Raw genomic sequence first — 26,351 nt, 5'->3', positions numbered from 1 at the left:
TCCCACAGGGGTTTCGCTGTGCAATGAGATCCCCGGCCAGCAGATCGCCACGATTGCCGACCTCATCCTGAGTGACTAGCTTTGCCCGTCGCTGCCAATTCAGCGACCGGGCCTGAGAACTCGAATTCGATATGGGCACATTCGGTGTTTTCCTTATGCATGCCAGCTATCCGTTCCAAATTTATGCTTTTGCACCCAACACCTCCCAACCAGCAGGAGGTGAAGCCCAATGACCATTCCACAAGACCTCAAAACCATCGGCCTCACACCCTTCTCCTACCACGCCAACGCACCCTTGTTCCGCATCAACGCCGGTGTCCCGGTCATTTCTGCCCTGACCCACGCCTCCGACCTGCTCCACCTCGCCAAACTCCTCGCCTCAGACGCCACCATGGTCCGCGACTCCGACCGACACGCCTGGGCCTCGCACTTCTTGCAGGACATGAGCAAGGCCATCATCGATGACGTGGTGAAGGTGCTCGATGCACCGTGTAACAACCGCGCATAAATGAAAAAGCCCCGCGATTCTTTTGAATGCGGGGCTTTATGGATAACCGTATTGCGCCTGAATAATGCTTACTCGCGTTGTTACTCGCCAGCAGCTTCGACTCGTTGCTTTTCCTCATCCTGCTCTATGAGCAAGGCTTGCGTGACCTGTTCGATGTAATCAAACACTTCCTCCTGGACCGAATGCTTGAACTGCTTACGGCGATGCTTCGAAACAGTGCCATTTTGCGCGAGGCACATCATCACCAAATTGGACAAGTCACTGCCCCTGACGTCGTAGCGCTCATCGACTGTCCTAACAATCTTGTCGTAGTTTTCAAGAAAGATGGTCTCTTCACGCAGCTCGACTTCAAGCGCTCGCTTGGCCATTTCCAAAGTGAATTGGACACCTGGCGTAGCATCCCAGAAACGATAGATCGCTGGATGCCCTGTGAAGCTGAATGACAAGTTGCCCTGATCAATCCAACGAACGTCCCAAAACTCACGGGCTGGGCGAGAGAATTCCTGTAAGGCTTCTAGATACATACGCTCCTCGCGTTTCATTGCAACCGAGACAGGAAGCAGAAACCCGTTTTCCAAAGCCCCTGCGCGGCAAAGAGTCTGGTGGATGAGAAAACGAGAAAGTCGACCATTACCATCCATGAATGGGTGAAGGAAGACGAAGCCGAATGAAATGACTCCTGCGGCAACTAGTGGGTCAATGTGATTTGTCGCTTCATTTCCCAACGCCATAAGCTGGTCCATTAGCTCTCGGCACAGCTCAGGTGCAGGCGGGACAAATGTCACACCGGCAGCACCTTGCAGACCATTCGCCAAGTGGTTCTGCTCGTGGCGAAACGCAGCAGCCATATCATAAGGATTGGAAATCGTCGCGTTCTGGAGGGTCACCAAGTAATCCTCACTTAATGGAATGCGCTCATGCGCCTGTCTGAGCAATTGAATAAAACGTCGGGATTTCTCCTCGCTCGGCGAATCCTTCTCGATGGCGAACGAGTCTCGGGTTTCGTTCAGGTAGGCCCAGTTGATCGCTCGATCCATCATCCCAGATGGCAGGTTCTGAATGAATTGCTGCGCGCGCGCAAGAATATCGTGATCCAGAAGAGCTGTGATTTGAGGCGTCCGCTCAACTGTCGCGCAGTAAGCCAAAGTGCCAATACCGTTGAACGCCACACGCCAACGAGAGTTGCGTTCCCCTGGCATCGTCACATACCGCTTGGGGTCGAATAAGGGGATGAAGCTACCCTTTACTGGAGAGTGCTGGGTCAAGCCTTCACCAGTGAACGCTTCGTAGAGTAAACAAGCCTTGCGAATGTAGATCCCGTTCGGAGCTTTTTGTAGTTCCGTCTCAAGTGCTTGTGCAGAAATCTGGGGTAAAGCTTGGGCTAGAATGGTGAGGTTGATACCTTCATGCTTCAAGGCAAAGAGCACATGCCCCAGCAGATCGTCTGAAGCCGGGGCAATTCCAGGTGGAACTGCCAATGTGTCACCGATTCGCTCAATCCTTGTAACAGGTTGCACCCTGGCGGGCTGGTGCAAAGGAAAGGCTGAAAGCTGCAACTTATCCTGTAAGCAAGCGTATCCAGCTGATACTCATCGCGCAGATCCTCCTTTTGCTCAAGCCGGACATTTTTTCTTTAGTCGGCCAACAAAATCTTAATTTTTTAAGATTATCTCAATTTTTTCTTAAGTCGTAGTTTAAATACTCATCAGCTGAAAGCGCATCAACCTTGAGTTCTTGCGTCCCCATGTCAGCGGTCCGCGCGTCCTTCACGGCATTGCGGCCCTTTATAAACATGGCTTCGCGTAGAGCTCTCATTTCTTCGACGCCCTGTATCAACTCTTCAAACAGGTTACGTTTTCTCACTTATCCCCACTCTCATGTAATCGACGACACATACATCGCCGATGTCGTCTCCCCTACTGATCTATTAATTGATCAAGAGGTACCGTACCCGAGCAATGCAGGTGCTGGCGTTAGGAGGTTTCCCAAATGCCATACTCCGTTTTCCGAAATAACCACACCCTTCGCTGCCGGGTACAGAAAGTGAGGACACGTAGATGGAGTTGTTCAGCTACAAGATGACCCATGACACAGGGTTTGCACCGAACCCGTTCGGCCATACGCTCACGCTGGCTACCTGTAAACCGTACATGAGGAAATCCAAGGAAAAGGGCCAGTGGATAGCAGGTTTCACTTCAGTTGAATTGAACAATGACCCTGTAGGTGAAGAGCGACTCGTCTACTTGATGCGTGTTGGCGAGAAATTACATATGCGCGGTTACTTCGCTGATTCACGCTTTCAAAACAAAATCCCGAACGTCAATTCAGTGAATCCTATAGAAAGAGTCGGTGACAACATCTACCGTCCCTTGGTACCAGGAGCGACTGCCCCCTCTCATTTCGAACAACTGATAAATCCACATCACTGGGCAAGTGATAGGCCTTGTCAGCAACACTTGGCAGACGACATTTTGGGTCAGTACGTCTTGATCGCTGATTTGTTTTACTATTTTGGATCATGCCCTTTGAGCATTCCCGCCGAGTATCGGCCTCGAGTGCCACAAGGTCCGGCGAAGGAAGGCTACCTCACTCCCGCAGCTCTGGCAGCGCGCTTCATCCGGTTTATCCAGGAAAATCACAAACAAGGCATTCACTGCGATCCGACTGATTGGCTAGGGGAGCAATTTCTGAAAGAGCCTTCCTGTGCAAAAAAGCCAGGCCTACCGTCGACCAAATGTTAAATCACCTCAGAATCGCTTAGTTGAACCCAACAAAAAGCCCCGCTCTTCTCTCGAAGGCGGGGCTTTTCAATCCAGCATCTAAACCTTACGGCGCGTACGTCAGCAACAGCTCGGTCGGCACTTTGAAGTCCAGGGACATCATCACGCTCAACGCGGTAATGGTGAAGATCGAGAACACGAACAGCTTGCGTGCCCAGACCGTGTCATCCACTGCCTTGTAGCCGGTCCAGGCCATGTACAGCCAGTACATGCCCATGGCCGCGGCGACGGCGAGGTAGCTCATGCCGGCGTAACCGCTGAAGGTCAACATCAAGGTCGCCACGAGGAAGGCCAGGATGTAGATCAGGATGTGCTTCTTGGCCACTTCGATTCCGCGCTTCACAGGCAGCACCGGGATGGAGGCGGCCAGGTAATCGTTGAAGCGGAAGATCGCGATGGCGTAGGAATGCGGCATCTGCCACAGGCTGAACATCACCAGCAGGGTCAGCGCGGCCATGTCGAAGGTGTTGCTCACCGCGACGTAACCGATCACCGGCGGCATGGCGCCCGACAGGCTGCCCACGAGCGTGCCGTGAACCGACTTGCGCTTGAGGTACAGGCTGTAGAAGCCGACGTAGATGACGAAACCGATCACCGCAAACAGCGCGGCCAACGGGTTGGCCACCTTGTACAACAGCGCAACGCCGGCGACGCCCAGGACGGTCGCGTAGACCAGCGCCAGTTTCAGGGAGATCAAGCCCTGGACCAGCACCCGGTTCTTGGTGCGTTCCATCTTCAGGTCGATGTCGCGGTCGATGCAGTTGTTGAACACGCAACCGGAGGCGACCACCAGGGACGTGCCGATCATGGCGGCCAGGAAAATGGCCAGATCGACATGCCCTTTGGAGGCCAGGAAAAATCCGCCTGCCACAGAAAGCACGTTACCGAAAATGATCCCCGGTTTGGTGATTTGGATAAAGTGCTTAAAGGACATCCGGACTTACCTCACTTCGCCATCATGAACGTGTGGATGCTGAACATGATCCACAGCGACAGGCCAACCAGCAGGACGATCACAATCGCGGCGAAAACAAACGCAATCACGTTGTTACGCTGCGCGGCCGAACGGTCCAGGTGCAGGAAGTACACCAGGTGCACCAGCACCTGGATGATCGCGAACGCCAGTACGATCCACAGGGTGATCGACTTCGGCAGCGACGGGTACATCACCAGGCCGAATGGAATCGCGGTCAGGATCACCGACAGGACGAAGCCAATGACGTAGGACTTGACGCTGCCGTGACCGGCGTCGTCGTGACCATTGTGAGAATGAGCTGCGTTAGCCATTTACATAGTCCCCATCAGATAAACAACTGTGAATACGCAGATCCACACCACGTCCAGGAAGTGCCAGAACAGGCTCAGGCAGCTCAGGCGAGTCTTGTTGGTCGCCGTCAGGCCGTGCTTGTTGACCTGGTACATCATGATCGCCATCCAGATCAGACCGCTGGTCACGTGCAGACCGTGGGTGCCGACCAGGGTGAAGAACCCGGACAGGAAACCGGAACGGCTAGGGCCGTAGCCCTCGGAGATCAACATGTGGAACTCGTTGATCTCCATGCCGATGAAGCCGGCACCGAACAGGAAGGTCATGGCCAGCCAGCCCAGGACCTGCTTCTTGTTGCCACGGAAGAACGCCAGCATGGCGAAGCCGTAGGTGATCGAACTGAACAGCAGCAGAGCGGTTTCGCCCAGTACGTAAGGCAGTTCGAAGATGTCGTGGCCCGACGGGCCACCGGCTACGTTATTTACCAGAACCGCGTACACCGCGAAGATCGACGCAAACAGAATGCAGTCGGTCATCAGGTAGAGCCAGAAACCGTATACGGTCATCTCGCCCGAGTCGTGGTGGTGGTCATCGTGCCCATGGTCACCATGGGCGTGTCCAACATTGGTCACTAAATTCGACATGGTTTAAGCCTGTTCCAACGAGGTTTCGACACGGGTGGCCGTGGCCGGGATTTTCCCTGCCGCTACCAGACGCTTGTGCTGCTCGGCTTCGATGCGCTCGATCACGTCGACCGGCACCATATAGCCTTGATCATCACGGGCCGCGTGGATCGCGAAGTAGATCACGGTGCCAGCGAAGCTGGCGATGGCCAGCCACCAGATGTGCCAGATCATGGCGAAGCCGAACACGGTCAACAGAGCGCCCATGACCACACCGGTGGCGGTGTTGTTTGGCATGTGGATCGGTTCGTACTTGGCCGGAGCCTTGTACGCGGTACCGTTTTCCTTGGCTTCGGTGAACGGGTCGATGCAGTCAGCCTTAGGCAGCACAGCGAAGTTGTAGAACGGAGGTGGCGACGAGGTCGACCATTCCAGAGTGTGGCCATTCCAAGGGTCACCGTGCTCGCACTTGTTCTCTGGCTTGTTGCGGTCACGCACACTGACGTACAGCTGGATCAGTTGGCAGGCGATACCGAACGCGATCATCACCGCACCGAACATGGCGACGTACAGGTACGGCACCCACTCAGGGTTGGTGGTGGCGTTCAGACGACGGGTCATGCCCATGAAGCCCAGCGCGTAGAGCGGCATGAACGCGACGAAGAAGCCGCTGATCCAGAACCAGAACGCTGCCTTGCCCCAACCTTCGTGCAGCTTGAAGCCGAACGCTTTCGGGAAGTAGAAGCCGAAACCAGCGATGTAACCGAATACCGCACCGCCGATGATCACGTTGTGGAAGTGCGCGATCACGAACAGGCTGTTGTGCAGAACGAAGTCAGCACCCGGGATGGCCAGCAGTACACCGGTCATGCCGCCGATGGCGAAGGTCACCATGAAGCCCAGGGTCCACAGCACCTGGCTGGTGAAGCGCAGACGGCCTTGGTAGATGGTGAACAGCCAGTTGAACAGTTTCACACCCGTCGGGATGGAAATCAGCATCGTCGCCAGACCGAAGAAGGCGTTGACGCTGGCCCCGGAGCCCATGGTGAAGAAGTGGTGCAGCCAAACCATGAAGCCCAGTACCGAGATCGCGCCCGAGGCGTAGATCATCGAGTGATGGCCGAACAGTTTCTTGCCGGTGAAGGCGGAGATGACTTCCGAGAAAATGCCGAATGCCGGCAGGATCAGGATGTACACCTCAGGGTGACCCCAGGCCCAGAACAGGTTGACGTACATCATCGGATTGCCACCAAGTTCATTGGTGAAAATGTGGAAATCCATGTAACGGTCAAGCGTCAGCAGTGCCAGGGTAGCGGTCAGGATCGGGAACGAAGCCACGATCAGGACGTTGGCCCAGGTGCAGGTCCAGGTGAAGATCGGCATGTCCATCAGTTTCATGCCAGGGGTACGCATTTTCAGCACGGTGGCCAGGAAGTTGACCCCCGTCAGCGTCGTACCCAGGCCCGATAGCTGTAGCGCCCAGATGTAGTAATCCATCCCCACGCCAGGGCTGTATTGCAGGCCCGACAGCGGCGGATAGGCAACCCAACCGGTCTTGGCGAATTCGCCGACGCCCAGGGACAGGTTGATCAGCACAACGCCGGACACCAGCAGCCAGAAGCTCAGGGAGTTCAGGAACGGGAAGGCAACGTCACGCGCGCCGATCTGCAGCGGCACTGCAAGGTTCATCAGGCCGGTGAAGAATGGCATCGCCATGAAGATGATCATGATCACACCGTGAGCGGTGAAGATCTGGTCATAGTGTTCAGGTGGCAGGTAGCCAGGCGAACCCTCGGTGGCCATGGCCAACTGGGTACGCATCATGATGGCGTCGGCAAAGCCACGCAGCAGCATGACCATGGCGACGATGATGTACATCACGCCGATTTTCTTGTGGTCGACCGACGTCAGCCACTCGGTCCACAGGTAGGTCCACTTCTTGAAGTAGGTGATTGCAGCGAACAGTGCCAGACCACCCAGCGCGATCATGGCGATGGTCACCATCACGATCGGCTCGTGGAACGGGACCGCTTCCCAACTTAATTTACCAAACATCGTTTACTCCTCTGCCCCGGCAGCTGAATGCGAGTTCATGTCCGTAGCGGCGACTTCTTTCTCTTTCTTCTCGTGGTTCAGTTTCGGACCTGGTTTCATGCCTTCGTACTTGTCGACGATGGTCTGGAACAGGTTCGGCGTGACCGAGGAGTAGAGCTCGACTGGGTTGTTCTGGCTTGGCTTGGAAAGGGCAGCGTATTCAGCTTGTTCGAGCTGTTTAGGTGCCTTCTTGACTTCGCTGACCCAGGCGTCGAAATCTTCCTGTGTCGTGGCGATTGCCTTGAATTTCATACCGGTGAAACCGGCACCGCTGTAGTTGGCCGAGATGCCTTCCATTTCAGCGTTGCGGTCGGCGATCAGGTGCAGCTTGGTCTGCATGCCCGCCATCGCGTAGATCTGGCCGCCCAGGCCCGGGATGAAGAACGAGTTCATCACAGCGTCGGAGGTGATCCGGAAGTTAACTGGCGTGTGCGCCGGGAACACGATCTTGTTGACCGTGGCAATGCCTTGTTCCGGGTAGATGAACAGCCACTTCCAGTCCAGCGCGACCACTTCGATGGTCACCGGCTTCACGTCGGATTGAATCGGACGGTATGGATCCAGCTCGTGGGTCGTTTTGTAGGTGATGTAACCCAGGGCAAGGATGATCAGAATCGGAACAGTCCACACCGTGATCTCGATCTTGGTGGAGTGGTTCCATTTCGGCGTGTAAGTGGCGTTAGTGTTGGACGCGCGATATTTCCAGGCGAACAGGAACGTCATCACGATGACCGGGACCACGACCAACAGCATCAGCAGCGTTGCGGTGATGATCAGGTTTCGCTGCTCCAGGCCAACCTGGCCCGTTGGATTGAGCAAGGTCATGTTGCAGCCTCCCAGCAACAACGTGCCGAGCAGCGGCACTAGGCCTAGTAATCTGGGGTACCTGTTTTTACTCATCTCACGACCTCTAAAGCTGCTTGCGCAATGCAGTTGGGTTTTGATCGCCAACACTTCACCCTGCCAAGGGTTGGCATTTTTCTTGGATTGAATAAGGGCTGGCCCGTCGTGCGTCAGACGCGTTTCGACAAATCCTGGGCTAGCGTTGAGTTCTTATTCGAATTCGTGGTCAAAGGCCTTGTTACAGACCAATTCCATTTGGTGCGGATAATTGGAGGCACCGACACCAGGGGGTCGCATGAAGCCACCCGGCCTCTCGACACCCGGTTTCTGCTCATGCTCCTGAGTCAGGGCGAGCGGAGTCGGGAATTCAGTGCGGGCGATTGTAGATATGTAGCGTTTTATAAACCATGTCTCATCCCGAAATAATTTTTATCCAAACCGGCAACAATACTGACCGGTTTTCGTAAAAGTGGCGCATTTTATCGAAATTAATTCTCAACAAAAACACCAAAAATTGTAGGCCTACCACCCGCGATTCAGACAGTATCCGGGCAGCTCCAGGCGCCACCGACCTGCCCCAAACCCCGATATGACAAGGGCTCTGGCAAATTGCCAGAGCCTGTTAAAACTGCCTGCTCCAGCCGGATCCGGGCAAAATGGCCACCCCAAAAAGCAGGCCAATTTCCTTGCGTAACGGCGTACCAATCCGCCGTCCCGGGCGCCGCTGCGACACCCCTGATGTGACAACATGTCGCACACGTGTCACACCCTTCATTGCCACGCATCACGCTCTTTTCACCGAGCCGCTGAAACGCATTCCTCAAGACAAAAAAAGCCCCGGTCCTCTCATCGAGGACCGGGGCTTTTTCAGGTTCCTCAGCGCAGGGCTTTGCGGTTTCGCACCGTGAGCAGCGGCACCAGCACGACGACCAGCACGAAGGCCACCAGCGCCCATTGCGCCAGGGACAACCCGAGGATCGGCGGGTATGGCGTAGAGCAGAAGCCATCCACCTGGAAACCCAGCGGGAAGATCTTCGCCAGCGGCAAACCGTCCACGATCGGTTGCAGCACATCGATGCCGCAACTCACCGCCGGATAAAACTGCGTGTAGACGTGATGCCCGGCCACCCCGACGCCTGCCAGCGCGCAGATCACCACCAGGGTTTCAAATAGCGTGATGCTGCGCCGTGTGCTCATCGCGGCGCCAATGAAGGCGAACAGCGCGATCAGCAGCAAGGCATAACGTTGCAGGATGCACAGCGGGCAAGGGGCCTCGCCCAGTACGATTTGCATGTACAGCGCGCCGCCGATCAACGCCAGGCAGATAATGCCCAGCAACACCAGAAAGCGCCGCTCACGGCCCAACCGCATTGTTTCCTCGCTCATCGCGTTTCCCTTCAAGGTATCGATTGCCCGCCAGTCTACACGCCTGGTGCGTGTCGGGGGATGTCGGGGAAATAGACGATAAGCGGGTTAAGAAGGGATTAACTTTCGGTCTTTTTTCCATTCGGGACCGAGGTGCAGCCATCGCGGGCAAGCCGCGCTCCCACAGGGTTCCTGTCGATCCCAAGAAGCGCGAACGACATCAAACGTGTGGGAGCGCGGCTTGCCCGCGATGAACGCGACGCGGTGAGGCTGGCTCACCGCGCCTGGGACTTACTCCAGCGCCGCAGCCGGCCCGAAGAACTCATAACGGCTTTGTTTCTCCGGCACGCCCAAGGCCTTGAGGTGCCGTTTGATGGCCACCATGAAGCCTTTAGGGCCCAGGAAGTAAGCGTCCACATCGCGCTCTGCCGGCAGCCATTCGCCCAGTTGCTCCTGGCTCAACAACCCGACCTTGTGTGCCGCCGCGCTGACGCCGTCATCTTCGTCGTAGCAATAGAAGCGCTTGAGTTGCGGGTGACGCTCCGCCAGACCGTCGATCCAGTCGCGGAAGGCGTGAACGCTGCCATTGCGGGCGCAGTGGATGAAGTGCACTGGCCGTTCGGTTTCCAGCGCCGCTTCGAGCATCGCCAGGGTCGGGGTGATGCCGACGCCGCCGCTGATCAGCACCAGGGGTTTTTCGCTGGCGGTCAGGGTGAACTCGCCCGATGGCGGGAACAACTGGATGCTCGACCCGACGTGCAATTGATCGTGCAGATGGTTGGAGGCACGACCGCCGGTTTCCCGCTTGACGCTGATGCGGTACTGGCCTTTGTTCGCCAGGGCCGACAGTGAATAGTTACGACGAATCTCTTCGCCATCGAGGATCAGTTTCATGCCGATGTACTGGCCTGGCTCTGCTGCCAGAATCGGGCCTTTATCTGCAGGTTCGAAGTAGAATGAGGTGATTTCCGCGCTTTCTTCAACTTTGGCCGCCACGATGAATTCCCGCGCCCCGCGCCAGCCGCCCGGTGCCTGCTCCTTCTGATCGTAGATGCTGGTTTCGGCACCGATCAGGATGTCCGCGAGTTGACCGTAAGCCGCGCCCCAAGCCGCGATCACTTCCGGAGTCGCGATTTCTTCGCCCAGGACTTCGGCGATTGCGCGCAACAGGCAGGTACCGACAATCGGGTAGTGCTCCGGCAGAATTTGCAGGGCCACGTGCTTGTTGATGATCTTGGCCACCAGGTCGCCCAACTGGTCGAGTTGGTCGATATGGCGCGCATACATCAGTACGCCATTAGCCAGGGCGCGCGGCTGGTCACCGCTGGCCTGGTGAGCCTGGTTGAACAGCGGGCGCACTTGCGGATACTCGGAGAGCATCATGCGGTAGAAGTGGGTGATCAAGGCTTCGCCGCCGCTTTCCAGCAACGGTACGGTGGATTTGACGATGGCACGGTCTTGGGCGCTAAGCATAAAGTGACTCCAGGGCAACGAGGTTTTCTCAACGTTTGCCCTGTACTTATCAGTTTCCATGCCAATATTTATATTGTTAACAATCAATAAGTTATAGACAAGATAGTCATATCGACACAGCTTGCCTTATAGTCACACTGACTACATGGAGTCACTATGACTGCAAAATCCCTGCTAACCGCCCTGCTGCCACTGGTCTCGGACCTGTCCCGCGAACTGCCCGAAGGCGAGCGCTATCGGCGCTTGCTGGAAGCCATGCGCGCCCTGCTCCCTTGCGATGCGGCCGCCCTGCTGCGCCTCGACGGCGAATGGCTGGTGCCGCTGGCCGTCGATGGCTTGAGTACCGACACCCTCGGCCGCCGCTTCAAGGTCAGTGAACACCCGCGCTTCGAAGCCTTGCTCAGCAGTTCCGGGCCGACCCGCTTCGCCGCCGACAGCGACCTGCCCGACCCATATGACGGTTTGGTCGAGGGTCTGGATGATCATCTGGAAGTCCATGACTGCATGGGCTGTCCGCTGTTTATCGATGAGCGTCCATGGGGGCTGCTGACCCTCGACGCCCTCGATCCGGAACAGTTTCAACCGATCGAACTCGATTCGCTGGAAGCCTTCGCCAGCCTCGCCGCCGCTACGGTCAATGCCGCCGAACGCATTGAGCGCCTGAACAATCGCGTCGAGGACGAACACCAGCGCGCCGAGGTGTACCGTCAGGCCAGCGGTCAGCAGAGCCGTGAAATGATCGGCCAGAGCAAGGCGCACAAGCGCCTGGTGGAAGAAATCAACCTGGTGGGCGGCAGCGACCTGACCGTGCTGATCACCGGAGAAACCGGGGTCGGCAAGGAACTGGTGGCCCAGGCCATTCACGCCGCTTCGACCCGGGCCGACAAACCGATCATCAGCCTCAATTGCGCCGCACTGCCGGACACACTGGTGGAGAGCGAACTGTTTGGCCACGTGCGCGGCGCCTTTACCGGGGCGATGAATGATCGGCGCGGCAAGTTTGAACTGGCCAATGGCGGCACGTTGTTTCTCGATGAAGTCGGCGAGCTGTCCCTGACCGTACAGGCCAAATTGCTGCGAGTGCTGCAAAGCGGTCAATTGCAGCGACTGGGTTCGGATACCGAGCATCAGGTCGACGTGCGGCTGATCGCGGCGACCAACCGCGACCTGGCCGAAGAAGTGCGCAGCGGCCGTTACCGCGCCGACTTCTATCACCGCCTCAGCGTTTACCCACTATTAGTACCGGCACTGCGTGATCGCGGGCGGGATGTGCTGCTGCTCAGCGGCTACTTCCTGGAGCAAAACCGCTCGCGCATGGGACTCAACAGCCTGCGCCTGAGCACCGATGCCCAGGCTGCCCTGCTGGCTTACGACTGGCCGGGCAACGTGCGGGAGCTGGAACACTTGATCGGCCGCAGCGCCCTGAAAGCCTTGGGTAACTGCAAGGAACGGCCAAAGATTCTCAGCTTGAGCGCGGCGGACCTGGACCTGCCCAATGCCAATGCGCAAGCACCCTCCGAGCAACCGGCCCCCGCCGCCATGGCTTTGCTCACGGGGGATTTGCGCGAAGCCACTGAAAACTATCAGCGCCAGTTGATCGGCGCGTGCCTGGAGCGGCATCACAACAACTGGGCGAGTGCGGCGCGTGAGCTGGGCCTGGATCGGGCGAATCTTGGGCGGATGGCCAAGAGGCTCGGCATGAAGTGACGCCGAACTTGTGCCCGAATCACACACCTGTGGCGAGAGAGCTTGCCCCGTTCGGCCGCAAAGCGGTCGTAAATCCTGACGATTCGGATTGGCGGGTAAAAAGCAGGGGCCGCTTCGCGACTCAACGGGGGCAAGCCCCTCGCCACAGGAGTCGTGCTAAAACCAATGGATGGGTATTGGCCCTAAAGCCTGCCCCCAACAAGTCGATAACCCGGCATCGAAGTTATTGGCGATCCTCGCGATAGCCCATCACCTTTTTCCCAAGAAGGTACATATGTCTTCCATCAAAGCCCGTGCAGATTCACTGTCGCTTCTGCTGTTTACCTTGCGCAGCGGCAAGTTGATGGCAATCAACCTGCTCAAAGTCAGTGAAATCATCCCCTGCCCGCCGCTGACCAAGCTGCCGGAGTCGCACCCCCACGTCAAAGGCATTGCCACGCTGCGTGGTGCGTCGCTGTCAGTGATCGACCTGAGCCGCGCCATCGGCGAACGTCCGCTGGAAGACCCGAATGGCGGCTGCCTGATCGTCACCGACGTCAGCCGCTCCAAGCAGGGCCTGCACGTCCAGGCGGTGAGCAAGATCGTTCACTGCCTGACCACCGATATCCGTCCGCCGCCCTTCGGGTCTGGCGGGGTGCGCTCGTACATCACCGGCGTGACCTCGGTCGATGGCACCCTGGTGCAGGTACTGGACATCGAAAAAGTCATCCACGGCATCGCCCCGGCGCAGATCGAAACGGCACCGACCGAACTGAGCATGGAAGACGCCGAGCTGTTGGGCAACGCACGGATTCTGGTGGTCGATGACAGTCAGGTGGCCTTGCAGCAATCGGTGCACACGCTGCGTAATCTTGGCCTGCAATGCCATACGGCGCGCAGCGCCAAGGAAGCCATCGACTGCCTGCTGGATTTACAAGGCACCGCCCAGCAGATCAATCTGATTGTCTCGGACATCGAAATGTCTGAAATGGACGGCTACGCCTTCACCCGAACCCTGCGCGAAACGCCGGATTTTGCGCACCTCTATGTGCTGCTGCATACCTCGCTGGACAGCGCGATGAACAGTGAAAAGGCTCGTCAGGCCGGTGCCAACGCGGTGCTGACCAAGTTCTCCTCGCCCGAACTGACCCAGTGCCTGATCACGGCAGCCAAGGCTGTGGCTGAACAGGGTCATTGAGTCTTGGCCGAGGACTTTTGCTTGTTGATGCGGCGCAACCTCGCCGAGGCTGTGCCGGCCATCCCTTGGCCAGGCGATCTTCAATTGACCCGCTACCGCCCTGAACTTGCCGACACCGCCCATCAGTTAATGACACTGGGTTACCGCGAGGGCGGTGGGGGCGTACCGGCGCTGGAGTGCTGGCAACGGCAATTTGAAACCGACCCCGAATACGATCCCGACCTGTGTTTCATTGCCCTGGATGCCGAAGGTGTGGTTGCCGTGTGCCAGTGCTGGACCAGCGCCTACATCAAAGACCTGGTGGTGCATCCACGGGCTCAACGGCGAGGTCTGGGCCGCGCTTTGCTGCTGCACGCGTTCAAGGTATTCCAGCAACGCCGCGAAGGTTTTGTGGATTTGAAGGTGCTGGAAGTCAACCTGCGCGCGCAGCGGTTGTATGAAAGCGTCGGGATGTATGTGGTTCGCCGGGAACCGGTTCCAGCCTGACGAACACCCTCCTTCAGGCATAATCCGGTCCTTCGCCCTCCAAAAGGATTTCCGGACCATGCAAGCCGCCACCCTGACCTTACTCTGCCTCACCGCCCTCGCCACCCAGGCCCAGGCTTCAAGTCCCGACGCGTGGGCCGCTTACGACAAAACCGTCCTGGCCAGTTGCACCAAGGCCAGTGGCCTGAAGAATGCCAACCCCGTGGGCAATGCCGCCCAGTTCGACGACCGCGTCGGCTACACCGCGCTCCTGCTTCAAGGTCAGTACCCGCAAAAACACATGAAAGGCGCGCAAGGCACCGAGCTGTGTCTCTACAACAAAAAAAGCAAAACCGCGTATGTCACCGAATGGGACTCGATTTACCCCGCCGTCAAGGCACAGTGAATGGCGCATAACTTGCTTCGGCAGCAGACTTCACGGTGACATCCTGTCGCCTCTTCCCTCGACGCGACTGAGCGCTCAATGAATACGACGTTTTCCTGCGTAGGCTGTGGCAAATGCTGCAACGATCACCATGTGCCCCTGACCCTGCCCGAAGCCCGGATGTGGGCGGCCGATGGCGGGCAGGTGATCGTGCTGGTGGAGGCGTTCCTGGGCAACGGTCTGGGCCTGCCGGCGCAGCAACGCGACCACGCTGAGCGCCGCTCGGCAGTGGTTCACAGCGGCGAATCCGCGGCGTACGTCGCCATCACCTTTGCTGCCTACAACGTCGGCCCCTGCCGGAATCTTGACGAGGACAACCTCTGCCGCATCTACGAGCGCCGGCCATTGGTGTGCCGCATTTATCCGATGGAAATCAATCCGCACATCGCACTCAACCCGGCCATCAAGGAGTGCCCGTCCGAGTCATGGGAAAAAGGGCCGGACCTGATCGTTGGCGGTGAGTTGGTGGACCGCGAGCTCCGGGTACTGATTGAGCGTTCCCGCCAGGCGGATCGCGATGATATTCAGATGAAGGACGCGATTTGCGCGTTATTAGGCATTCGCACGACGGCACTGAAGGGGGATGGATTTACCGCTTATCTGCCGGACATGAACGAGTTTGCCTCGATCCTCGACGACTTGGCCGGGCAGACGTTGCCGCAGTGGGACAGCGAATGGCTGTTCCATGTGTCCGGTGAAGATATCGCCAGGCAGGTCACGGATGCCGGTGGGCAAGTGGCAACGCAGGCGCCGGCGAACTACTCGTTTATTTCGTTGCGGGTGGCTTGAGTCTAAAAAATGTGTCGCCTGTGAGGGCGTCATTGCAAGCAAGCTCGCTCCCACAGGGGAATGCATTCCAATTGTGGGAGCAAAGGCAGGCCTGACACCGCAAAGCCTGGAACCTAGCGCTTGCCCATCGAACGCCGGGTCCCTGGCGGCGCCATGCCCGGCGTCTTGGTGTGGCCATTCTTGGCGCCGTTCTTGTACCACGGCTGGCTGGCGTTCTTGGCGCCGGCCAATTCTCCTGGCTTGAACGGGAACTTGAACGCCGGGATGGCGGCTTTGGTTTCGCTGTCGGCGCTGGAGTCGACGCTGTCTGGCAGCTCTGCCTGCTCGTCGCTCAAGGTGTCGGCGACCGGCGGTTGTTTCGGGGAAGTCATGAAAGCTCCGGGTGATGCGTAAAGTGTCGGGCCCGGTCAGCGAGCCACGAAAGGCGGCAGTATAGCGGAACGGCAGCCACAAGCTTCAAGCGGTGAGCCTCAAGTTAAAAAGCGATGGGTACGGCTTTTAGGCTTGCAGCTTGCCACTTGATACTTGTAGCTTGCTAAGCATTCTCCGCCGCCCTGACGAGCCCCGCCCCATGAAAAAGACCGTCCTCGCCTTCAGCCGCGTCACGCCTGAAATGGTCGAACGCCTGCAACAAGACTTCGACGTCATCGTGCCGAATCCGAAAAATGGCGACATCAACGCCCAGTTCAATGAAGCCCTGCCCCATGCCCATGGCCTGATCGGCGTCGGCCGCAAACTCGGTCGCGCCCAACTGGAGAACGCCGCGAAACTGGAGGTGGTGTCCAGCGTGTCGGTGGGCTACGACAACTATGATGTCGCGTACCTCAGTGAGCGCGGGATCATGCTCACCAACACCCCGGACGTGCTCACAGAAAGCACCGCTGATCTGGCGTTCGCCCTGCTGATGAGCAGTGCCCGGCGTGTGGCTGAACTCGACGCCTGGACCAAGGCCGGCCAATGGCAGGCGAGCGTCGGTACGGCGTTGTTCGGTTGCGATGTGCATGGCAAGACCCTGGGTATCGTCGGCATGGGCAACATCGGCGCGGCCATCGCTCGCCGTGGGCGCTTCGGTTTCAACATGCCGATCCTCTACAGCGGTAACAGCCGCAAGACCGCGCTGGAACAAGAGCTCGGCGCACAGATGCGCAGCCTGGATGAACTGTTGGCCGAAGCCGATTTCGTCTGCCTGGTGGTACCACTCAGCGAGAAAACCAAACACCTGATCAGCCATCGCGAACTGGCGCTGATGAAGCCGAGCGCGATTCTGGTGAACATCGCTCGCGGCCCGGTGGTCGACGAACCGGCACTGATCGAAGCCTTGCAGAACAACCGGATTCGCGGCGCCGGGCTGGACGTGTACGAAAAGGAGCCGCTGGCCGAGTCGCCACTGTTTCAGCTGAAAAACGCCGTGACGCTTCCGCACATTGGCTCGGCGACCCACGAAACCCGCGAAGCCATGGCCAATCGTGCCCTGGTCAACCTGCGCAGCGCCTTGTTGGGTGAGCGACCGCAAGATCTGGTCAACCCGCAAGTCTGGAAAGGCTGATTAAAAACGGGCAGGCGTTACAGTCGCCTGCCCGTTCACACTAATGCCCGGAGATTCAACTTACCGATACATATCCTGCAATTCAGTTCACGGCCAATTAAATAATCCGCCGTATAAACTCCAGACTAAAAAAACACCCGATATTTTAGTTATGGAGCACATACACCTTGAGCCAAATCACGACCAACCAGGTTATAAAATTCAGTAAAGCCACACTGATGTTATTCGTCAGTTTCTTCGGTTTGCTGGTGATGTACAGCAACATTACCGATTACGCCACCAACTATGAGTACCTGTCGCATATCCTGAGCATGGACACCACCCATGCGAGTTTCAGGTACAGCGAACGAGCGATTGCCTCGCCCATTCTCCAGCATCGGATTTACTGGCTGATCATTACCCTTGAAGTCATGTACACGACCTTCTGCATCATGGGCACGTACTATCTGTACAAGAACATCAACTCCAGCAGCAAGAAATTCCACGAAGCGAAGAAGTTCGCCATTATCGGCTTATTGATTGCACTCTTTCTTTATTACCTCTGTTTCCAAGTCATTGGTGCCGAGTGGTTCAATATGGACCAATCGCAACACTGGAACTACAAAGACTGGGCCCAGCACATTGTCGACTTCATGTTGCCATCGCTGCTGTACGTGGCGATCAGGATCGAGCGTTGAAAACACACTCGACCCTGACAAGGCTTCAAGCCAGCTTGCCATTGCCTTGAACCATCGGCGCCTTGGGCTTGCGGAACACCAGTACGTTGCCCAGCATCACCAGCACCAGCCCCATCAGGGCCGGCAAGGTCCATTGATACCCCTCGGCGAACGCAGACACGTTCAGCGCCACCACCGGGAACAACACGGTGCAATACGCGGCGCGCTCCGGCCCCATACGCCCGACCAGTGTCAGGTAAGCCGTGAAACCAATCACCGAACCCGGAATGACCAGGTACAACAGCGAACCGATGTAGCGGGCGCTCCACTCCACATCGAATGGAATGCCCTTGACCAGGCACCACACCGACAGCATCGCCGCGCCATAGGCCATGCCCCAGGCGTTGGTGGTCAGCGGCTTGAGCCCGGCCTTCTGTTGCAGGCTCGACAGCATGTTGCCCGCCGAGAAACACAGGGTGCCGCACAGCGCCAGACCCAGGCCGAGCAGGGTTTGCGGGCTGGCGGTATGGCCGACCAGTTCCGGCCAGAACAGCAGGCCCAGGCCGCACAAGCCCAGCGCGCCGCCCATCAACACGTTGCGGGCGATTTTCTGGCCGAAGAACACCCGTGCATTGAGGGCATTCCACAGTGTCGCGGTGGAAAACACCACGGCGACCAGACCGCTCGGAATCCACTGGCTGGCCGTCAGGAAGCACATGAAGTTGACGCAGAACAGGCACAGCCCTTGCGCCAGGCAAATCAAATGCCCACGACGGTTCATCACCTGTAACCGCCGACTGAGCAGCAACATTACAAACAGCACCAGTGCGGCGAGGCCGAAGCGATAAACGATCGACACGGGAATCGCCACGACACCCAACTGCCATTTCAAGGCAATCCAGGTGGTGCCCCAAATCAGCACGGTCAATAAATACAACGAAAGGTTCATGACAAAGGCTCCTCGATAGGTGCCCAGTGTCCTGCGTCGCGCCATGGCGCACTTGCATAAACTTGCGCTTTTGTCGCGCCACTGGCTGGCAGGCGCACGCCTACGGAGTAGGATGCAAGGCGTTGGAGAAAACTGATCATGCCCGCACTGGAAACCCTGCAAGTCTTTCAAGCCCTTAACCGCTCGCCCAATGCTCGCCTCGAGCACAGCGCCGAGCTCGGTGACGGCATGGCGGCAGCCTTGTGGAGCAACCATCACGACGCCCAGGATTACGAAGCGCCGAGCCACCACACTTTGTCCTGCTACATCGCGGGCGGCACCGGCACTTTTCGCCGCGATCAGCCCGGCACCAAGGGTGGACCGGACAAGCTGTGCATCCTGCCGGCCGATCATCAGTCAGGCTGGGTGATCAACGGCGACATTCGTCTGGCCCACCTCTATTTCAGCCCGGAACAATTCGCCCTCGGCTGCGTCACGCTGCTGGACCGCGAGCCCCGTGAAGTGCAGTTGCGCGAAGGCACGTTCCTCGACGACCCGCTGCAAGCGCGGCGCTTTCGACAGATGATCGGCCTCAATTGGGATGAACCCGGCGAACGCCTGCTCACCAGCAGCCTGGCCCACGAAATGCTCAGCCATGCCTTGCTCAGTCAGGTCGGCCTGCGCGACGGATTACGACTCAAGGGCGGGTTGGCGGCGCATCAGCGGCGACAGTTGGTGGATTACATCGACAGCCAGCTGGGCGAAGCCATCAGCCTGGGACAACTGGCAGCGCTGTGCGCGCTGTCGGAATACCACTTTGCGCGGATGTTCCGCGAAAGCTTCGGCCTGCCGCCGCATCAGTACGTGCTGGCACGGCGACTGAGCCGGGCGCGGGAGTTGTTGCGCTCGACATCGCAGCCGCTGGGGGACATCGCGCTGGCCTGCGGATTTGCCAGTGCCAGTCACTTCACCAACCGGTTTCGCCAGGTCTCGGGGGGGACGCCGGGCGAATATCGGCAGGCGTTTTTGCGCTAGGTTCGGGATATCAAGCGGCTGTCAGACCGCCATCGCGAGCAGGCTCGCTCCCACAGGGGAATGCATTCCAATTGTGGGAGCGCGCCGGCTCGCGATAAACGATGACGCGGTCTTGCGTTAGAACTCCAACGTACTCGACAACGTCACCTGCCGCGAATCACCCATCGACACAAAGAACCGGCTCGCCGCCGAGGTGTAGTAGGTGCGGTCAAACAGGTTCTTCACGTTGAGCTGGAACTTGACCTTTTGCCCATCAAGCTGCGTGTCGTAGGTGGCGAATGCGTCGGCAACGGTGTAGCCCGGCAGATCGAAATCGTTCACCGCGTTGCCCTCCCGCTCGCCGACATAACGCGCTCCCGCACCGACCCGTAGCTGATCGCCACCGATAACGCGGCCGAAGTCGTACACCGCCGACAGCGAACCGCTGTTCCTGGCCACGTTTTGCAGTTGATTGCCCTTGTAGTCCGGGTCCTCGGTCACTTCGGCATCGGTGTAGGCGTAACTGCCAATCATGCTCCAGCGGTCACTCAGTTGACCGCTTAGATCCAGTTCAAGGCCGCGGGAACGCACTTCGCCGGCCGCACTGTAGATCGTGACCGGTCCTTCGGAGTTGGCCACCAACACGTTGCGTTTCTTGATATCGAACAGGGCGATGTTGCCCGTGACCCGCCCCGGCATATCAAGCTTGGCACCGATCTCCCAGGACTTGGCTTCTTCCGGTGCAATGCTGCCATCGAGCACGGTACTGCTGCCGCTCAGGGGGGCGATGGTCGAGTTGGGTTTGAAAGATTCGGTGTAGCTGCCGTAGAACGACAGCTCATCGGTGTAGCGATAGACGAGGCCGGCGCGCGGCACCCATTTCTGGCCGTTGTTGTCGGTGTTGGCCTTGAACGGCACGCCTTTGCCGGCGTACTGGTCGTACGCCTGAAAACGCCCGCCCGCTACAAAAATCCACTGGTCGGTGAGGTGAATCGAGTCCTGCACAAACACCGAATCGCTGCGCAGCAAATCGGTCTGGGCGCTGTCCGCCGGGCTGACTGTGGTGCCTTGGACTTCACGGCCGTAGACCGGGTTGAGGTAGCTGAACGTGCTCAGGCTTTTCTGGCGGATCAGGTCGGCGCGGTAGATCTTGCGGTACTCGTCATCGATCCCGAACACCAAGTCATGCTGCATGCCCGCGACATTGACCTTGCCTTCAAGGCTGGCCGTGGCGAACCGGTCGGTGCTGATCGCATTCTGCGTGCCGTCCATGCTGCGAGTCAGGGTGCCTTTGCCGGTGTCGATGGCGGTGACACGGACTTGGCTGGCGTCGTAGGTTTCGCGGTTCCAGCTGTAGCCGAAGTGGGCGTTCCAGTTGTCGTTGAGTTCGTGATCGGCCTCGAAGTGATAGAGATCCGAACGCCCTTCCATGTCGTTGAACGGCTCGTCGAGGCGCTCATTGCGAGAGATGTCCAAGGGGTGGTTAGTGCGCGGATCGATCACGGTGCCACGGTCGAACGGGGTGAGGAATTCGCGATGCTCATAGGCGAAGAGCAGCTTGGTGCGCTCGCCGAACCAGGCCAGCGACGGCGCCACCAGAGTCTCGCGATGTACACCGTAGTTGCGCCAGTAATCTTCGTCTTCGTGGTCCAGCACCATGCGATAGGCCAGCCCGGAGGTGCCCAGGGCGCCGGTGCTGTCGAAGCTGCAGCCACTGCCGTTTTTTCCTTCACCGTAAGTCGAGCCGCGCAGGGTCAGGGCGTTGTACTGCTCAAGTTCTGGCTTTTTGCTGACCATGTTCACCACACCGCCCGGGTCCTGAATCCCGTAGAGCAACGAAGCCGGCCCCTTGAGCACTTCAACCCGGTCCACCGTGGCGTTCATGCCACGGCCCTGCACCAGGGGCATGCCGTCGCGCATGATCGAGCCGTTGCGGTTGTCGCCGAAGCCGCGGGTCATGACTGAATCCTGGGTGCTGCCCAGCGTATTGCCCTGGGTAATACCGCTGACGTTGGCCAGCGCGTCATCCAGATTACGCGGTGCCTGATCGCGAATGACCTGGGCCGCCACCACGTTGATGGTCTGCGGGATCTCCTGAATCGGCGCCGAACTGCGCATGATCGAACTGGTGGGCGGCGGCTGGTAGCTGGTGGATTGATCCATCACCGAAGTGATGGTGGTCGCCCCTAGGTTCAAGGCGCCTTCGGTGGGCTGCGGTTCCAGTGCGATGGTGTGATCGTCGGTGCGACGGAAGGTGAAGCCTGAACCGCTGAGTAAACGCTGCAGCGCCTGTTCGGCACTCATCTGGCCGTTGATGGCCGGCGCGTTGAGGCCGTAGGGCGCTTCATCGGTGTAGATCACACTGATGCCAGTGACGCGGCTGAAGTCGCTCAGGGCCTGGGGCAGCGGTTTGGCGGCCATCGAAAAACTGAAGGGCGCGCGTTGCGGGGCACGGGTGTCTGCAGCCATTGCCACACTCAGCGGCAACAACGCCAACGCCGAAAAGCTCAACGCCGCAACACCCAACCATTGTTTGACCGAACCCGATTTTGCCCTGGACTTCATGACTCGTGACCTGTGTAGAACCGCAATGGATGCGAATGAATCGCAGTTTCAGTCACTACACGAATGGCGTTCGGATTTACCTCAGCACAAAGTTGAAAATAATTTAATCGAGGGTGATTGGCAGACCAGCGATGGCGCCATAAGGGTCAACGCAAAATAATCAAATGCCCCAGAAGCTGGTGTTGCTCAAATCCCAGTACTGTCTGCAACGAACTCAGCACCGACTGCGGGTCCTTGCTCGGGAAGCTGCCACTGACTCGACGTTTCGCCAGTTCATCGTTGAGCAACACGATCCGTCCCGGGTAATAGCGCTCCAGGTCCTGAACCACATCGGCCAGTGTCGCTTTGTAGTAATTGAGCCACCCCTGGCGCCACGCCAACTGCGCTTCGCTGTCCACCGCGTGGAGTTTTTCCGCCAGGCCTTTGCCATATGCCACTTGCTGACCGGCCGTCAGGACCTGCTGCCCGGCGTTCCTGTCCGCCGTCACGCCGACCCGCCCGGACAACACCGTGACCTTCGCCCCATGGGGTTGCAGGCGCACCTCGAACTGCGTGCCCAACACTTGGGCGCGGCCCTTTTCGGCCTCCACCACAAACGGCTCGCCGGTGTGGGTCACGTTGAAAAAACCGGCCCCTCGTCGCACCTGCACATGCCGCTCGCCACGACTGAAATCCACGGCGATGGCGCTGTCGGTATCGAGGGTGACTTGCGACTGATCGGCCAGGGTGACGGTGCGGATTTCCCCCGGTGCCGACACATAATCGGCCCCCAGGTCATCGACCCAGCGCGAGAGCTGCCAACCCGTACCGAGGCTGATCATCAACAGCAGGCATGCCGCCATGGCCAACGCCTCGGACCAACGCACAACGCTGCGGCGGCGCGAGCGGTTCATGGCGTCGAGATAACCTTGCAGGGCCGATGCATCCTCATCCGCCATCGTCCGCGCCGGCACTTCGCTCAGTTCCCAGACAACCTGAGCACGGGCATATGCCTCGGCATGGGCCGGGTCGGCCTGCAACCACTGGCTGAACGTCGCCTGATCACCGCTGCTGGGCTGGTCGTGCAGCAGACTCAGCCAGGCCAGTGCCGCCTGTTCCTGTGCTGGCGTCGGGATGACGGGTTCAATGGTATTCACTTCGCTTTCCCTGGCGTGCGAGGTTCGGGTTCCCGCAGGCTGGCCTTGCAGGCCTCGAGCGCGCGCATCATGTGTTTTTCCACGGCACTTTGGGACAGTCCCATCGCCTTCGCGATCTCGGCATATTTGCGGCCATGGATACGATTGAGCAGAAAGATCTGCCGCGTGCGTTCGGGCAATGCGCGCAATGCCGCCTCGACATGACGCAGATCGTTGCCCGCCTCCAGTGCCGCTTGCGGTTCGCTGCCCACGCCATCCACCGGTTCGACCATCAGACCTTCGCTGGCCCGCACCCGCGTGCCTTCACTGCGCAAATGATCGATGGCGATGTTTCCCGCGCAACGCAACAGGTAGGTGCCGAGCTCTTCGACCTGCACCAGCGGCCGTCGCCAGAAACGCAGGAACAGGTCCTGAACCAGGTCCGCCGCCGTCGCCCGGCAGCCGACGCGACGACTGACCAGCGCTTCCATTTGCGAACGTTGCGAGAGGAATACCTGAAGAAAATGCGCACGGTCGCCGTGCAGGCCATCGCGTTGGATTTCGCGGGGTTCGGGTGGACGAGTGATCATCGATTCAGTACTGCGCCAATGCGGTAATCAGCCTGGCCAGCAGCACCGCACGGAGCATCAACGGTAAAACGAGGGGACGTGCCGAGGGTGCCTTTCATGTCGCGACCTGTAAACCGATGAAGCCGCGTGAACATCACGGGCCAACAAGGTCGCCAATACTAATGATAAATATTCTCATGCGCAAAAAAAATAATAGGTGAAACAGCTTTCCAAGGCCCACGACGCTGAAAACAAAACGGGCCTGCAATGCAGGCCCGTTCGAGTGGGTGGTTTAAAAGTGAATCAGGTTTCAGCCGTTTTGCGCAGCCTGCTCGTTTTCAAGAAACTCTTCTTCCAGCAGCACGTCGGCGTTAGCCTCGCGCTCGAACGGCACCACAGTGGCTCGTGGCTTGCCGCGCAATTTGCCGAACAGGTGTTCCAGTGCGTGCTCGAGTTTCTCGGCAGCTCCATCGATCGCCAGTTCCAGGCTGGCGGCTTTATGGGTAACGGAAATCGGTTGGTGGCCTTTTGGCCGCGCTTCCAGTTGGCAGCGTAGATCGTGGGGACCAGGCTTGTCGCCGTTCTCGTCCCGCAGGTGAACCTCCACTCGGGTCAGGTCCTCCTCATAACGTTCGAGCGTGCTCTCAATGGTAGTACGTACCCACTCCTCCAGTCGGATGCTGCTTTGAATATGGTTATCGCTGTTGACTTGGATTTGCATAGTTCATCCCTTATTTCAGCTAGCTCGCGAGAGGCCGGTCAGCTAAGCCCTTGGGCGTCATCACCGTGACCTCTTGATTTACACAATCGGTCTGTACGCTGAACAATTCAACCCCTAAAAAAAGATAAATTTTTAATCGCAAAAAAAGCCGGACAACCGGCAAAAGCGCTGTTAAGGTCGGGAGTTGAGTCGCCCTGCTCCTCTGTCACAAATCCTCACATTTGCTGGTCCGCAGCGGATACTGGCCGCAAAAAATCCCCGCGTCCTCCTCCAGCGCCCACGCCGGCAATCGCCCCACATCCGTGCCTTCGAGGCCGGTAGCACTCAGATAGAACTCCAATACCCCAGACTCGTAACGGTCGTGCCGGGCGGTTTGACGGTGAACCGGGTGGAGGGCTGATCGCTTTGGAGGCACGCCCAGGTTTATTGCCCTCAAATGGGCAGGCGGGCACACATGAGCAGCACATATCCCTGTAGGCCCCGGCTTGCAGGTGAAGGCGATTCATCCGGCGACACCCGTGCCAATCGTTACTGTGCTGTCGCCAGCAAGCCAGCGCCTGAAGGGGTTACCTGGCGCGTATTCGCTGTAGAGCCCCTCGGCTTTTCCACAGCCATGATTGTCCGACAATCTTTCCGGCATGCCCCTTGCTACATCCTTGTTGCAAGCATTGATGGCGATTTGGCCATGAAGGCCGATGGTCCGGTGTTGCGAACTAATCCCGATATCGACCGGTCAACAACTGCACGTTCAATCAGGCGGTGACGCATCATGGACAACCCTTTCCAGCTCATTACCGATGCTTTTGCAGCGGATTATCAGATCAACCTGAGCATTCAGGGTCTCGATGGCTGCATCATGCTGACCCTGTCCAATAGCGGCCATATCGTGGCCAAACGCATGATCAGTGCTGACCAGCGCAACGACCCCGAGCGCCTCAAACGCCTGGTACAAAGCATTCAGTTCGGCATTGCCATCGAACAGGGCCACAGCGCCGTGGCCATTCTCGAAGCCATGACCGATGGCGACACGCGCAACCTGCCGCCGCCACCTGCCAAAGGCCGGCCTCGACCCGCCATGGGGTTTTAAAGCTCGCCCTTCTCCACTTCCGGATGTTCACTGGAACCCGCGCCTGTCTTGCGGTGCGGGTTTTCAATTTTCACCGATGGGAACTGCGACGAAGCGTAACGCACCACCAGAATCGAAAACGCCAGCAGCAGAATCCCGCCACACAGGTAAATGATCCCGATGTCCGGCGGGTTGTGGTGCGAGACATTGGAAATCAGCAACCGTGTCAGCGCCGTGATCGCCACGTAGATCAGGAAACGCACCGGCATGTGGTTGGTCTTGAAGTAAATCCCGACCATCGCCCCCAGCTCCAGATAGATGAACAGCAGCAAGATGTCATCGATCTTGATGTGCCCCTGTTCGATCATTCCCAGAAATTCCATCACCGCTGCCCACGCGGTTACCGCACCAATGGCGAACAGCGCCAGATAGTGAAAGGTTTCGACGAACAGGTTGCCCAGGGACTCGGCCAGTTCATGCACGTTCTGCCGCAGGTTTTCTGCCCAGTTGATTTTCACGATGATGCTTCCTTAGGTCGGCTCGACCGGATAATGCGGGTTGGACATGACGATTGTTCTGCATGCAGAAACAAGGCCACGCCATGATGGCGGGGCGCTCTGGAACGCGCTCCGTGA

27 protein-coding genes are annotated in these 26,351 nt (G+C 58.3%); 11 read left to right on the top strand and 16 right to left on the bottom strand.

Features of this window, described 5'->3' with window-relative positions; all coding sequences use genetic code 11:
• The first annotated feature begins 229 nt into the window (after positions 1-229).
• Positions 230-508 (top strand): DUF3077 domain-containing protein, encoded by a 279-nt coding sequence (locus GQ39_RS29960; RefSeq protein WP_047537945.1) that lies wholly within the window; start codon positions 230-232, stop codon positions 506-508.
• An 80-nt stretch (positions 509-588) separates the two neighbouring features.
• Here the strand turns inward: GQ39_RS29960 and GQ39_RS29955 are convergent, their stop codons facing one another.
• Together GQ39_RS29955 and GQ39_RS29950 are read right to left on the bottom strand one after the other, a co-directional pair.
• Positions 589-2,064 carry a Fic family protein gene (locus GQ39_RS29955; protein WP_052193693.1) on the bottom strand — a complete coding sequence of 492 codons (1,476 nt, stop codon included), beginning with the start codon at positions 2,062-2,064 and terminating at the stop codon, positions 589-591.
• Positions 2,065-2,179: 115 nt separating this feature from the next.
• Complete coding sequence (locus GQ39_RS29950) at positions 2,180-2,371, bottom strand: hypothetical protein (protein ID WP_047537942.1); 192 nt, start codon at positions 2,369-2,371, stop codon at positions 2,180-2,182.
• 194 nt (positions 2,372-2,565) lie between these two features.
• Here GQ39_RS29950 and GQ39_RS29945 point away from each other — a divergent pair, with 194 nt between their 5' ends.
• Positions 2,566-3,249 carry a hypothetical protein gene (locus tag GQ39_RS29945; protein WP_052193691.1) on the top strand — a complete coding sequence of 228 codons (684 nt, stop codon included), beginning with the start codon at positions 2,566-2,568 and terminating at the stop codon, positions 3,247-3,249.
• Between the two features lie 85 nt (positions 3,250-3,334).
• Here the strand turns inward: GQ39_RS29945 and cyoE are convergent, their stop codons facing one another.
• The 7 genes from cyoE to hmpA form a co-directional block, all read right to left on the bottom strand.
• Positions 3,335-4,222 carry a heme o synthase gene (gene cyoE / locus GQ39_RS29940; RefSeq protein ID WP_047537940.1) on the bottom strand — a complete coding sequence of 296 codons (888 nt, stop codon included), beginning with the start codon at positions 4,220-4,222 and terminating at the stop codon, positions 3,335-3,337.
• 11 nt (positions 4,223-4,233) lie between these two features.
• Positions 4,234-4,575 (bottom strand): cytochrome o ubiquinol oxidase subunit IV, encoded by a 342-nt coding sequence (cyoD, locus tag GQ39_RS29935; RefSeq protein WP_047537937.1) that lies wholly within the window; start codon positions 4,573-4,575, stop codon positions 4,234-4,236.
• The gene (locus tag GQ39_RS29930) at positions 4,576-5,199 is read right to left on the bottom strand and encodes a cytochrome o ubiquinol oxidase subunit III (RefSeq protein ID WP_047537935.1); all 624 of its coding nucleotides are present in this window, start codon (positions 5,197-5,199) and stop codon (positions 4,576-4,578) included.
• A gap of 3 nt (positions 5,200-5,202) precedes the next feature.
• Positions 5,203-7,233 (bottom strand): cytochrome o ubiquinol oxidase subunit I, encoded by a 2,031-nt coding sequence (cyoB, locus tag GQ39_RS29925; RefSeq protein ID WP_047537932.1) that lies wholly within the window; start codon positions 7,231-7,233, stop codon positions 5,203-5,205.
• A 3-nt stretch (positions 7,234-7,236) separates the two neighbouring features.
• Positions 7,237-8,172 (bottom strand): ubiquinol oxidase subunit II, encoded by a 936-nt coding sequence (cyoA, locus tag GQ39_RS29920; RefSeq protein ID WP_047537929.1) that lies wholly within the window; start codon positions 8,170-8,172, stop codon positions 7,237-7,239.
• Positions 8,173-8,991: 819 nt separating this feature from the next.
• Positions 8,992-9,501 carry a disulfide bond formation protein B gene (locus tag GQ39_RS29910; protein ID WP_047537924.1) on the bottom strand — a complete coding sequence of 170 codons (510 nt, stop codon included), beginning with the start codon at positions 9,499-9,501 and terminating at the stop codon, positions 8,992-8,994.
• A 270-nt stretch (positions 9,502-9,771) separates the two neighbouring features.
• A complete protein-coding gene (gene hmpA, locus GQ39_RS29905) occupies positions 9,772-10,953 on the bottom strand; it encodes an NO-inducible flavohemoprotein (protein ID WP_047537922.1) in 1,182 nt (393 codons plus the stop codon).
• Positions 10,954-11,109: 156 nt separating this feature from the next.
• Here hmpA and norR point away from each other — a divergent pair, with 156 nt between their 5' ends.
• The 5 genes from norR (at position 11,110) to GQ39_RS29880 (ending at position 15,536) form a co-directional block, all read left to right on the top strand.
• Complete coding sequence (gene norR, locus GQ39_RS29900) at positions 11,110-12,660, top strand: nitric oxide reductase transcriptional regulator NorR (RefSeq protein WP_047537919.1); 1,551 nt, start codon at positions 11,110-11,112, stop codon at positions 12,658-12,660.
• Between the two features lie 274 nt (positions 12,661-12,934).
• Positions 12,935-13,837 (top strand): chemotaxis protein CheV, encoded by a 903-nt coding sequence (locus GQ39_RS29895; RefSeq protein ID WP_047537916.1) that lies wholly within the window; start codon positions 12,935-12,937, stop codon positions 13,835-13,837.
• A 27-nt stretch (positions 13,838-13,864) separates the two neighbouring features.
• Positions 13,865-14,323, top strand: a complete 459-nt coding sequence (locus tag GQ39_RS29890) for a GNAT family N-acetyltransferase (protein ID WP_047537913.1) — start codon at positions 13,865-13,867, stop codon at positions 14,321-14,323.
• A gap of 58 nt (positions 14,324-14,381) precedes the next feature.
• Entirely contained in the window at positions 14,382-14,708 is a 327-nt protein-coding gene (locus GQ39_RS29885; RefSeq protein ID WP_047537910.1) for a hypothetical protein, read from the top strand.
• 78 nt (positions 14,709-14,786) lie between these two features.
• The gene (locus GQ39_RS29880; RefSeq protein WP_047537906.1) at positions 14,787-15,536 is read left to right on the top strand and encodes a YkgJ family cysteine cluster protein; all 750 of its coding nucleotides are present in this window, start codon (positions 14,787-14,789) and stop codon (positions 15,534-15,536) included.
• Positions 15,537-15,649: 113 nt separating this feature from the next.
• Here the strand turns inward: GQ39_RS29880 and GQ39_RS29875 are convergent, their stop codons facing one another.
• Positions 15,650-15,907, bottom strand: a complete 258-nt coding sequence (locus GQ39_RS29875; protein WP_047537903.1) for a hypothetical protein — start codon at positions 15,905-15,907, stop codon at positions 15,650-15,652.
• Positions 15,908-16,107: 200 nt separating this feature from the next.
• Between GQ39_RS29875 and GQ39_RS29870 the strand changes: the two genes are divergently transcribed.
• Positions 16,108-17,082 (top strand): 2-hydroxyacid dehydrogenase, encoded by a 975-nt coding sequence (locus tag GQ39_RS29870; RefSeq protein WP_047537900.1) that lies wholly within the window; start codon positions 16,108-16,110, stop codon positions 17,080-17,082.
• A 167-nt stretch (positions 17,083-17,249) separates the two neighbouring features.
• Positions 17,250-17,759 (top strand): DUF2165 domain-containing protein, encoded by a 510-nt coding sequence (locus GQ39_RS29865; RefSeq protein WP_047537897.1) that lies wholly within the window; start codon positions 17,250-17,252, stop codon positions 17,757-17,759.
• Between the two features lie 25 nt (positions 17,760-17,784).
• Here GQ39_RS29865 and GQ39_RS29860 read toward each other — a convergent pair whose 3' ends face one another.
• Complete coding sequence (locus tag GQ39_RS29860; protein WP_047537894.1) at positions 17,785-18,687, bottom strand: DMT family transporter; 903 nt, start codon at positions 18,685-18,687, stop codon at positions 17,785-17,787.
• A gap of 138 nt (positions 18,688-18,825) precedes the next feature.
• Here GQ39_RS29860 and GQ39_RS29855 point away from each other — a divergent pair, with 138 nt between their 5' ends.
• On the top strand, positions 18,826-19,701 hold the full coding sequence (locus GQ39_RS29855) for an AraC family transcriptional regulator (protein ID WP_047537891.1): 876 nt from the start codon (positions 18,826-18,828) through the stop codon (positions 19,699-19,701).
• Between the two features lie 117 nt (positions 19,702-19,818).
• Here the strand turns inward: GQ39_RS29855 and GQ39_RS29850 are convergent, their stop codons facing one another.
• The 4 genes from GQ39_RS29850 to GQ39_RS29835 all read right to left on the bottom strand — a co-directional run bounded on the left by GQ39_RS29850 (position 19,819) and on the right by GQ39_RS29835 (position 24,650).
• Positions 19,819-22,245, bottom strand: a complete 2,427-nt coding sequence (locus GQ39_RS29850) for a TonB-dependent siderophore receptor (RefSeq protein WP_047537888.1) — start codon at positions 22,243-22,245, stop codon at positions 19,819-19,821.
• 146 nt (positions 22,246-22,391) lie between these two features.
• A complete protein-coding gene (locus tag GQ39_RS29845) occupies positions 22,392-23,381 on the bottom strand; it encodes a FecR family protein (RefSeq protein WP_047537885.1) in 990 nt (329 codons plus the stop codon).
• Positions 23,378-23,950: an RNA polymerase sigma factor gene (locus GQ39_RS29840; protein ID WP_047537882.1), complete on the bottom strand. Its 573-nt coding sequence runs from the start codon at positions 23,948-23,950 to the stop codon at positions 23,378-23,380. Before GQ39_RS29840 ends, GQ39_RS29845 begins: the two co-directional genes overlap by 4 nt.
• Before the next feature lie 289 nt (positions 23,951-24,239).
• Positions 24,240-24,650 (bottom strand): HPF/RaiA family ribosome-associated protein, encoded by a 411-nt coding sequence (locus GQ39_RS29835; RefSeq protein WP_047537880.1) that lies wholly within the window; start codon positions 24,648-24,650, stop codon positions 24,240-24,242.
• A 769-nt stretch (positions 24,651-25,419) separates the two neighbouring features.
• Here GQ39_RS29835 and GQ39_RS29830 point away from each other — a divergent pair.
• Positions 25,420-25,737 (top strand): DUF3509 domain-containing protein, encoded by a 318-nt coding sequence (locus GQ39_RS29830; RefSeq protein ID WP_047537876.1) that lies wholly within the window; start codon positions 25,420-25,422, stop codon positions 25,735-25,737.
• Here the strand turns inward: GQ39_RS29830 and GQ39_RS29825 are convergent.
• Positions 25,734-26,234: a phosphate-starvation-inducible protein PsiE gene (locus GQ39_RS29825; RefSeq protein ID WP_047537873.1), complete on the bottom strand. Its 501-nt coding sequence runs from the start codon at positions 26,232-26,234 to the stop codon at positions 25,734-25,736. The two genes, GQ39_RS29830 and GQ39_RS29825, sit on opposite strands and share 4 nt — an antisense overlap.
• Between the last annotated feature and the right edge of the window lie 117 nt (positions 26,235-26,351).

The sequence above is a fragment of the Pseudomonas sp. 11/12A genome (assembly GCF_000800055.1).
Lineage (GTDB): Bacteria > Pseudomonadota > Gammaproteobacteria > Pseudomonadales > Pseudomonadaceae > Aquipseudomonas > Aquipseudomonas mohnii.
Note: the sequence above shows the minus strand (reverse complement) of the source record. Positions and strands in the feature narration are given on the sequence as shown.

What these genes read in the sequence shown, in the direction of transcription:
- cyoB (WP_047537932.1), bottom strand. Translation starts at nt 7,233, where the DNA reads ATGTTTGGTAAATTAAGTTGGGAAGCGGTCCCGTTCCACGAGCCGATC.
- GQ39_RS29835 (WP_047537880.1), bottom strand. Translation starts at nt 24,650, where the DNA reads ATGCAAATCCAAGTCAACAGCGATAACCATATTCAAAGCAGCATCCGA.
- GQ39_RS29870 (WP_047537900.1), top strand. Translation starts at nt 16,108, where the DNA reads ATGAAAAAGACCGTCCTCGCCTTCAGCCGCGTCACGCCTGAAATGGTC.
- GQ39_RS29850 (WP_047537888.1), bottom strand. Translation starts at nt 22,245, where the DNA reads ATGAAGTCCAGGGCAAAATCGGGTTCGGTCAAACAATGGTTGGGTGTT.
- cyoD (WP_047537937.1), bottom strand. Translation starts at nt 4,575, where the DNA reads ATGGCTAACGCAGCTCATTCTCACAATGGTCACGACGACGCCGGTCAC.
- GQ39_RS29855 (WP_047537891.1), top strand. Translation starts at nt 18,826, where the DNA reads ATGCCCGCACTGGAAACCCTGCAAGTCTTTCAAGCCCTTAACCGCTCG.
- GQ39_RS29885 (WP_047537910.1), top strand. Translation starts at nt 14,382, where the DNA reads ATGCAAGCCGCCACCCTGACCTTACTCTGCCTCACCGCCCTCGCCACC.
- GQ39_RS29830 (WP_047537876.1), top strand. Translation starts at nt 25,420, where the DNA reads ATGGACAACCCTTTCCAGCTCATTACCGATGCTTTTGCAGCGGATTAT.
- cyoA (WP_047537929.1), bottom strand. Translation starts at nt 8,172, where the DNA reads ATGAGTAAAAACAGGTACCCCAGATTACTAGGCCTAGTGCCGCTGCTC.
- GQ39_RS29875 (WP_047537903.1), bottom strand. Translation starts at nt 15,907, where the DNA reads ATGACTTCCCCGAAACAACCGCCGGTCGCCGACACCTTGAGCGACGAG.
- GQ39_RS29945 (WP_052193691.1), top strand. Translation starts at nt 2,566, where the DNA reads ATGGAGTTGTTCAGCTACAAGATGACCCATGACACAGGGTTTGCACCG.
- GQ39_RS29910 (WP_047537924.1), bottom strand. Translation starts at nt 9,501, where the DNA reads ATGAGCGAGGAAACAATGCGGTTGGGCCGTGAGCGGCGCTTTCTGGTG.
- GQ39_RS29930 (WP_047537935.1), bottom strand. Translation starts at nt 5,199, where the DNA reads ATGTCGAATTTAGTGACCAATGTTGGACACGCCCATGGTGACCATGGG.
- norR (WP_047537919.1), top strand. Translation starts at nt 11,110, where the DNA reads ATGACTGCAAAATCCCTGCTAACCGCCCTGCTGCCACTGGTCTCGGAC.
- GQ39_RS29960 (WP_047537945.1), top strand. Translation starts at nt 230, where the DNA reads ATGACCATTCCACAAGACCTCAAAACCATCGGCCTCACACCCTTCTCC.
- GQ39_RS29890 (WP_047537913.1), top strand. Translation starts at nt 13,865, where the DNA reads ATGCGGCGCAACCTCGCCGAGGCTGTGCCGGCCATCCCTTGGCCAGGC.
- hmpA (WP_047537922.1), bottom strand. Translation starts at nt 10,953, where the DNA reads ATGCTTAGCGCCCAAGACCGTGCCATCGTCAAATCCACCGTACCGTTG.
- GQ39_RS29840 (WP_047537882.1), bottom strand. Translation starts at nt 23,950, where the DNA reads ATGATCACTCGTCCACCCGAACCCCGCGAAATCCAACGCGATGGCCTG.
- GQ39_RS29880 (WP_047537906.1), top strand. Translation starts at nt 14,787, where the DNA reads ATGAATACGACGTTTTCCTGCGTAGGCTGTGGCAAATGCTGCAACGAT.
- GQ39_RS29860 (WP_047537894.1), bottom strand. Translation starts at nt 18,687, where the DNA reads ATGAACCTTTCGTTGTATTTATTGACCGTGCTGATTTGGGGCACCACC.
- cyoE (WP_047537940.1), bottom strand. Translation starts at nt 4,222, where the DNA reads ATGTCCTTTAAGCACTTTATCCAAATCACCAAACCGGGGATCATTTTC.
- GQ39_RS29895 (WP_047537916.1), top strand. Translation starts at nt 12,935, where the DNA reads ATGTCTTCCATCAAAGCCCGTGCAGATTCACTGTCGCTTCTGCTGTTT.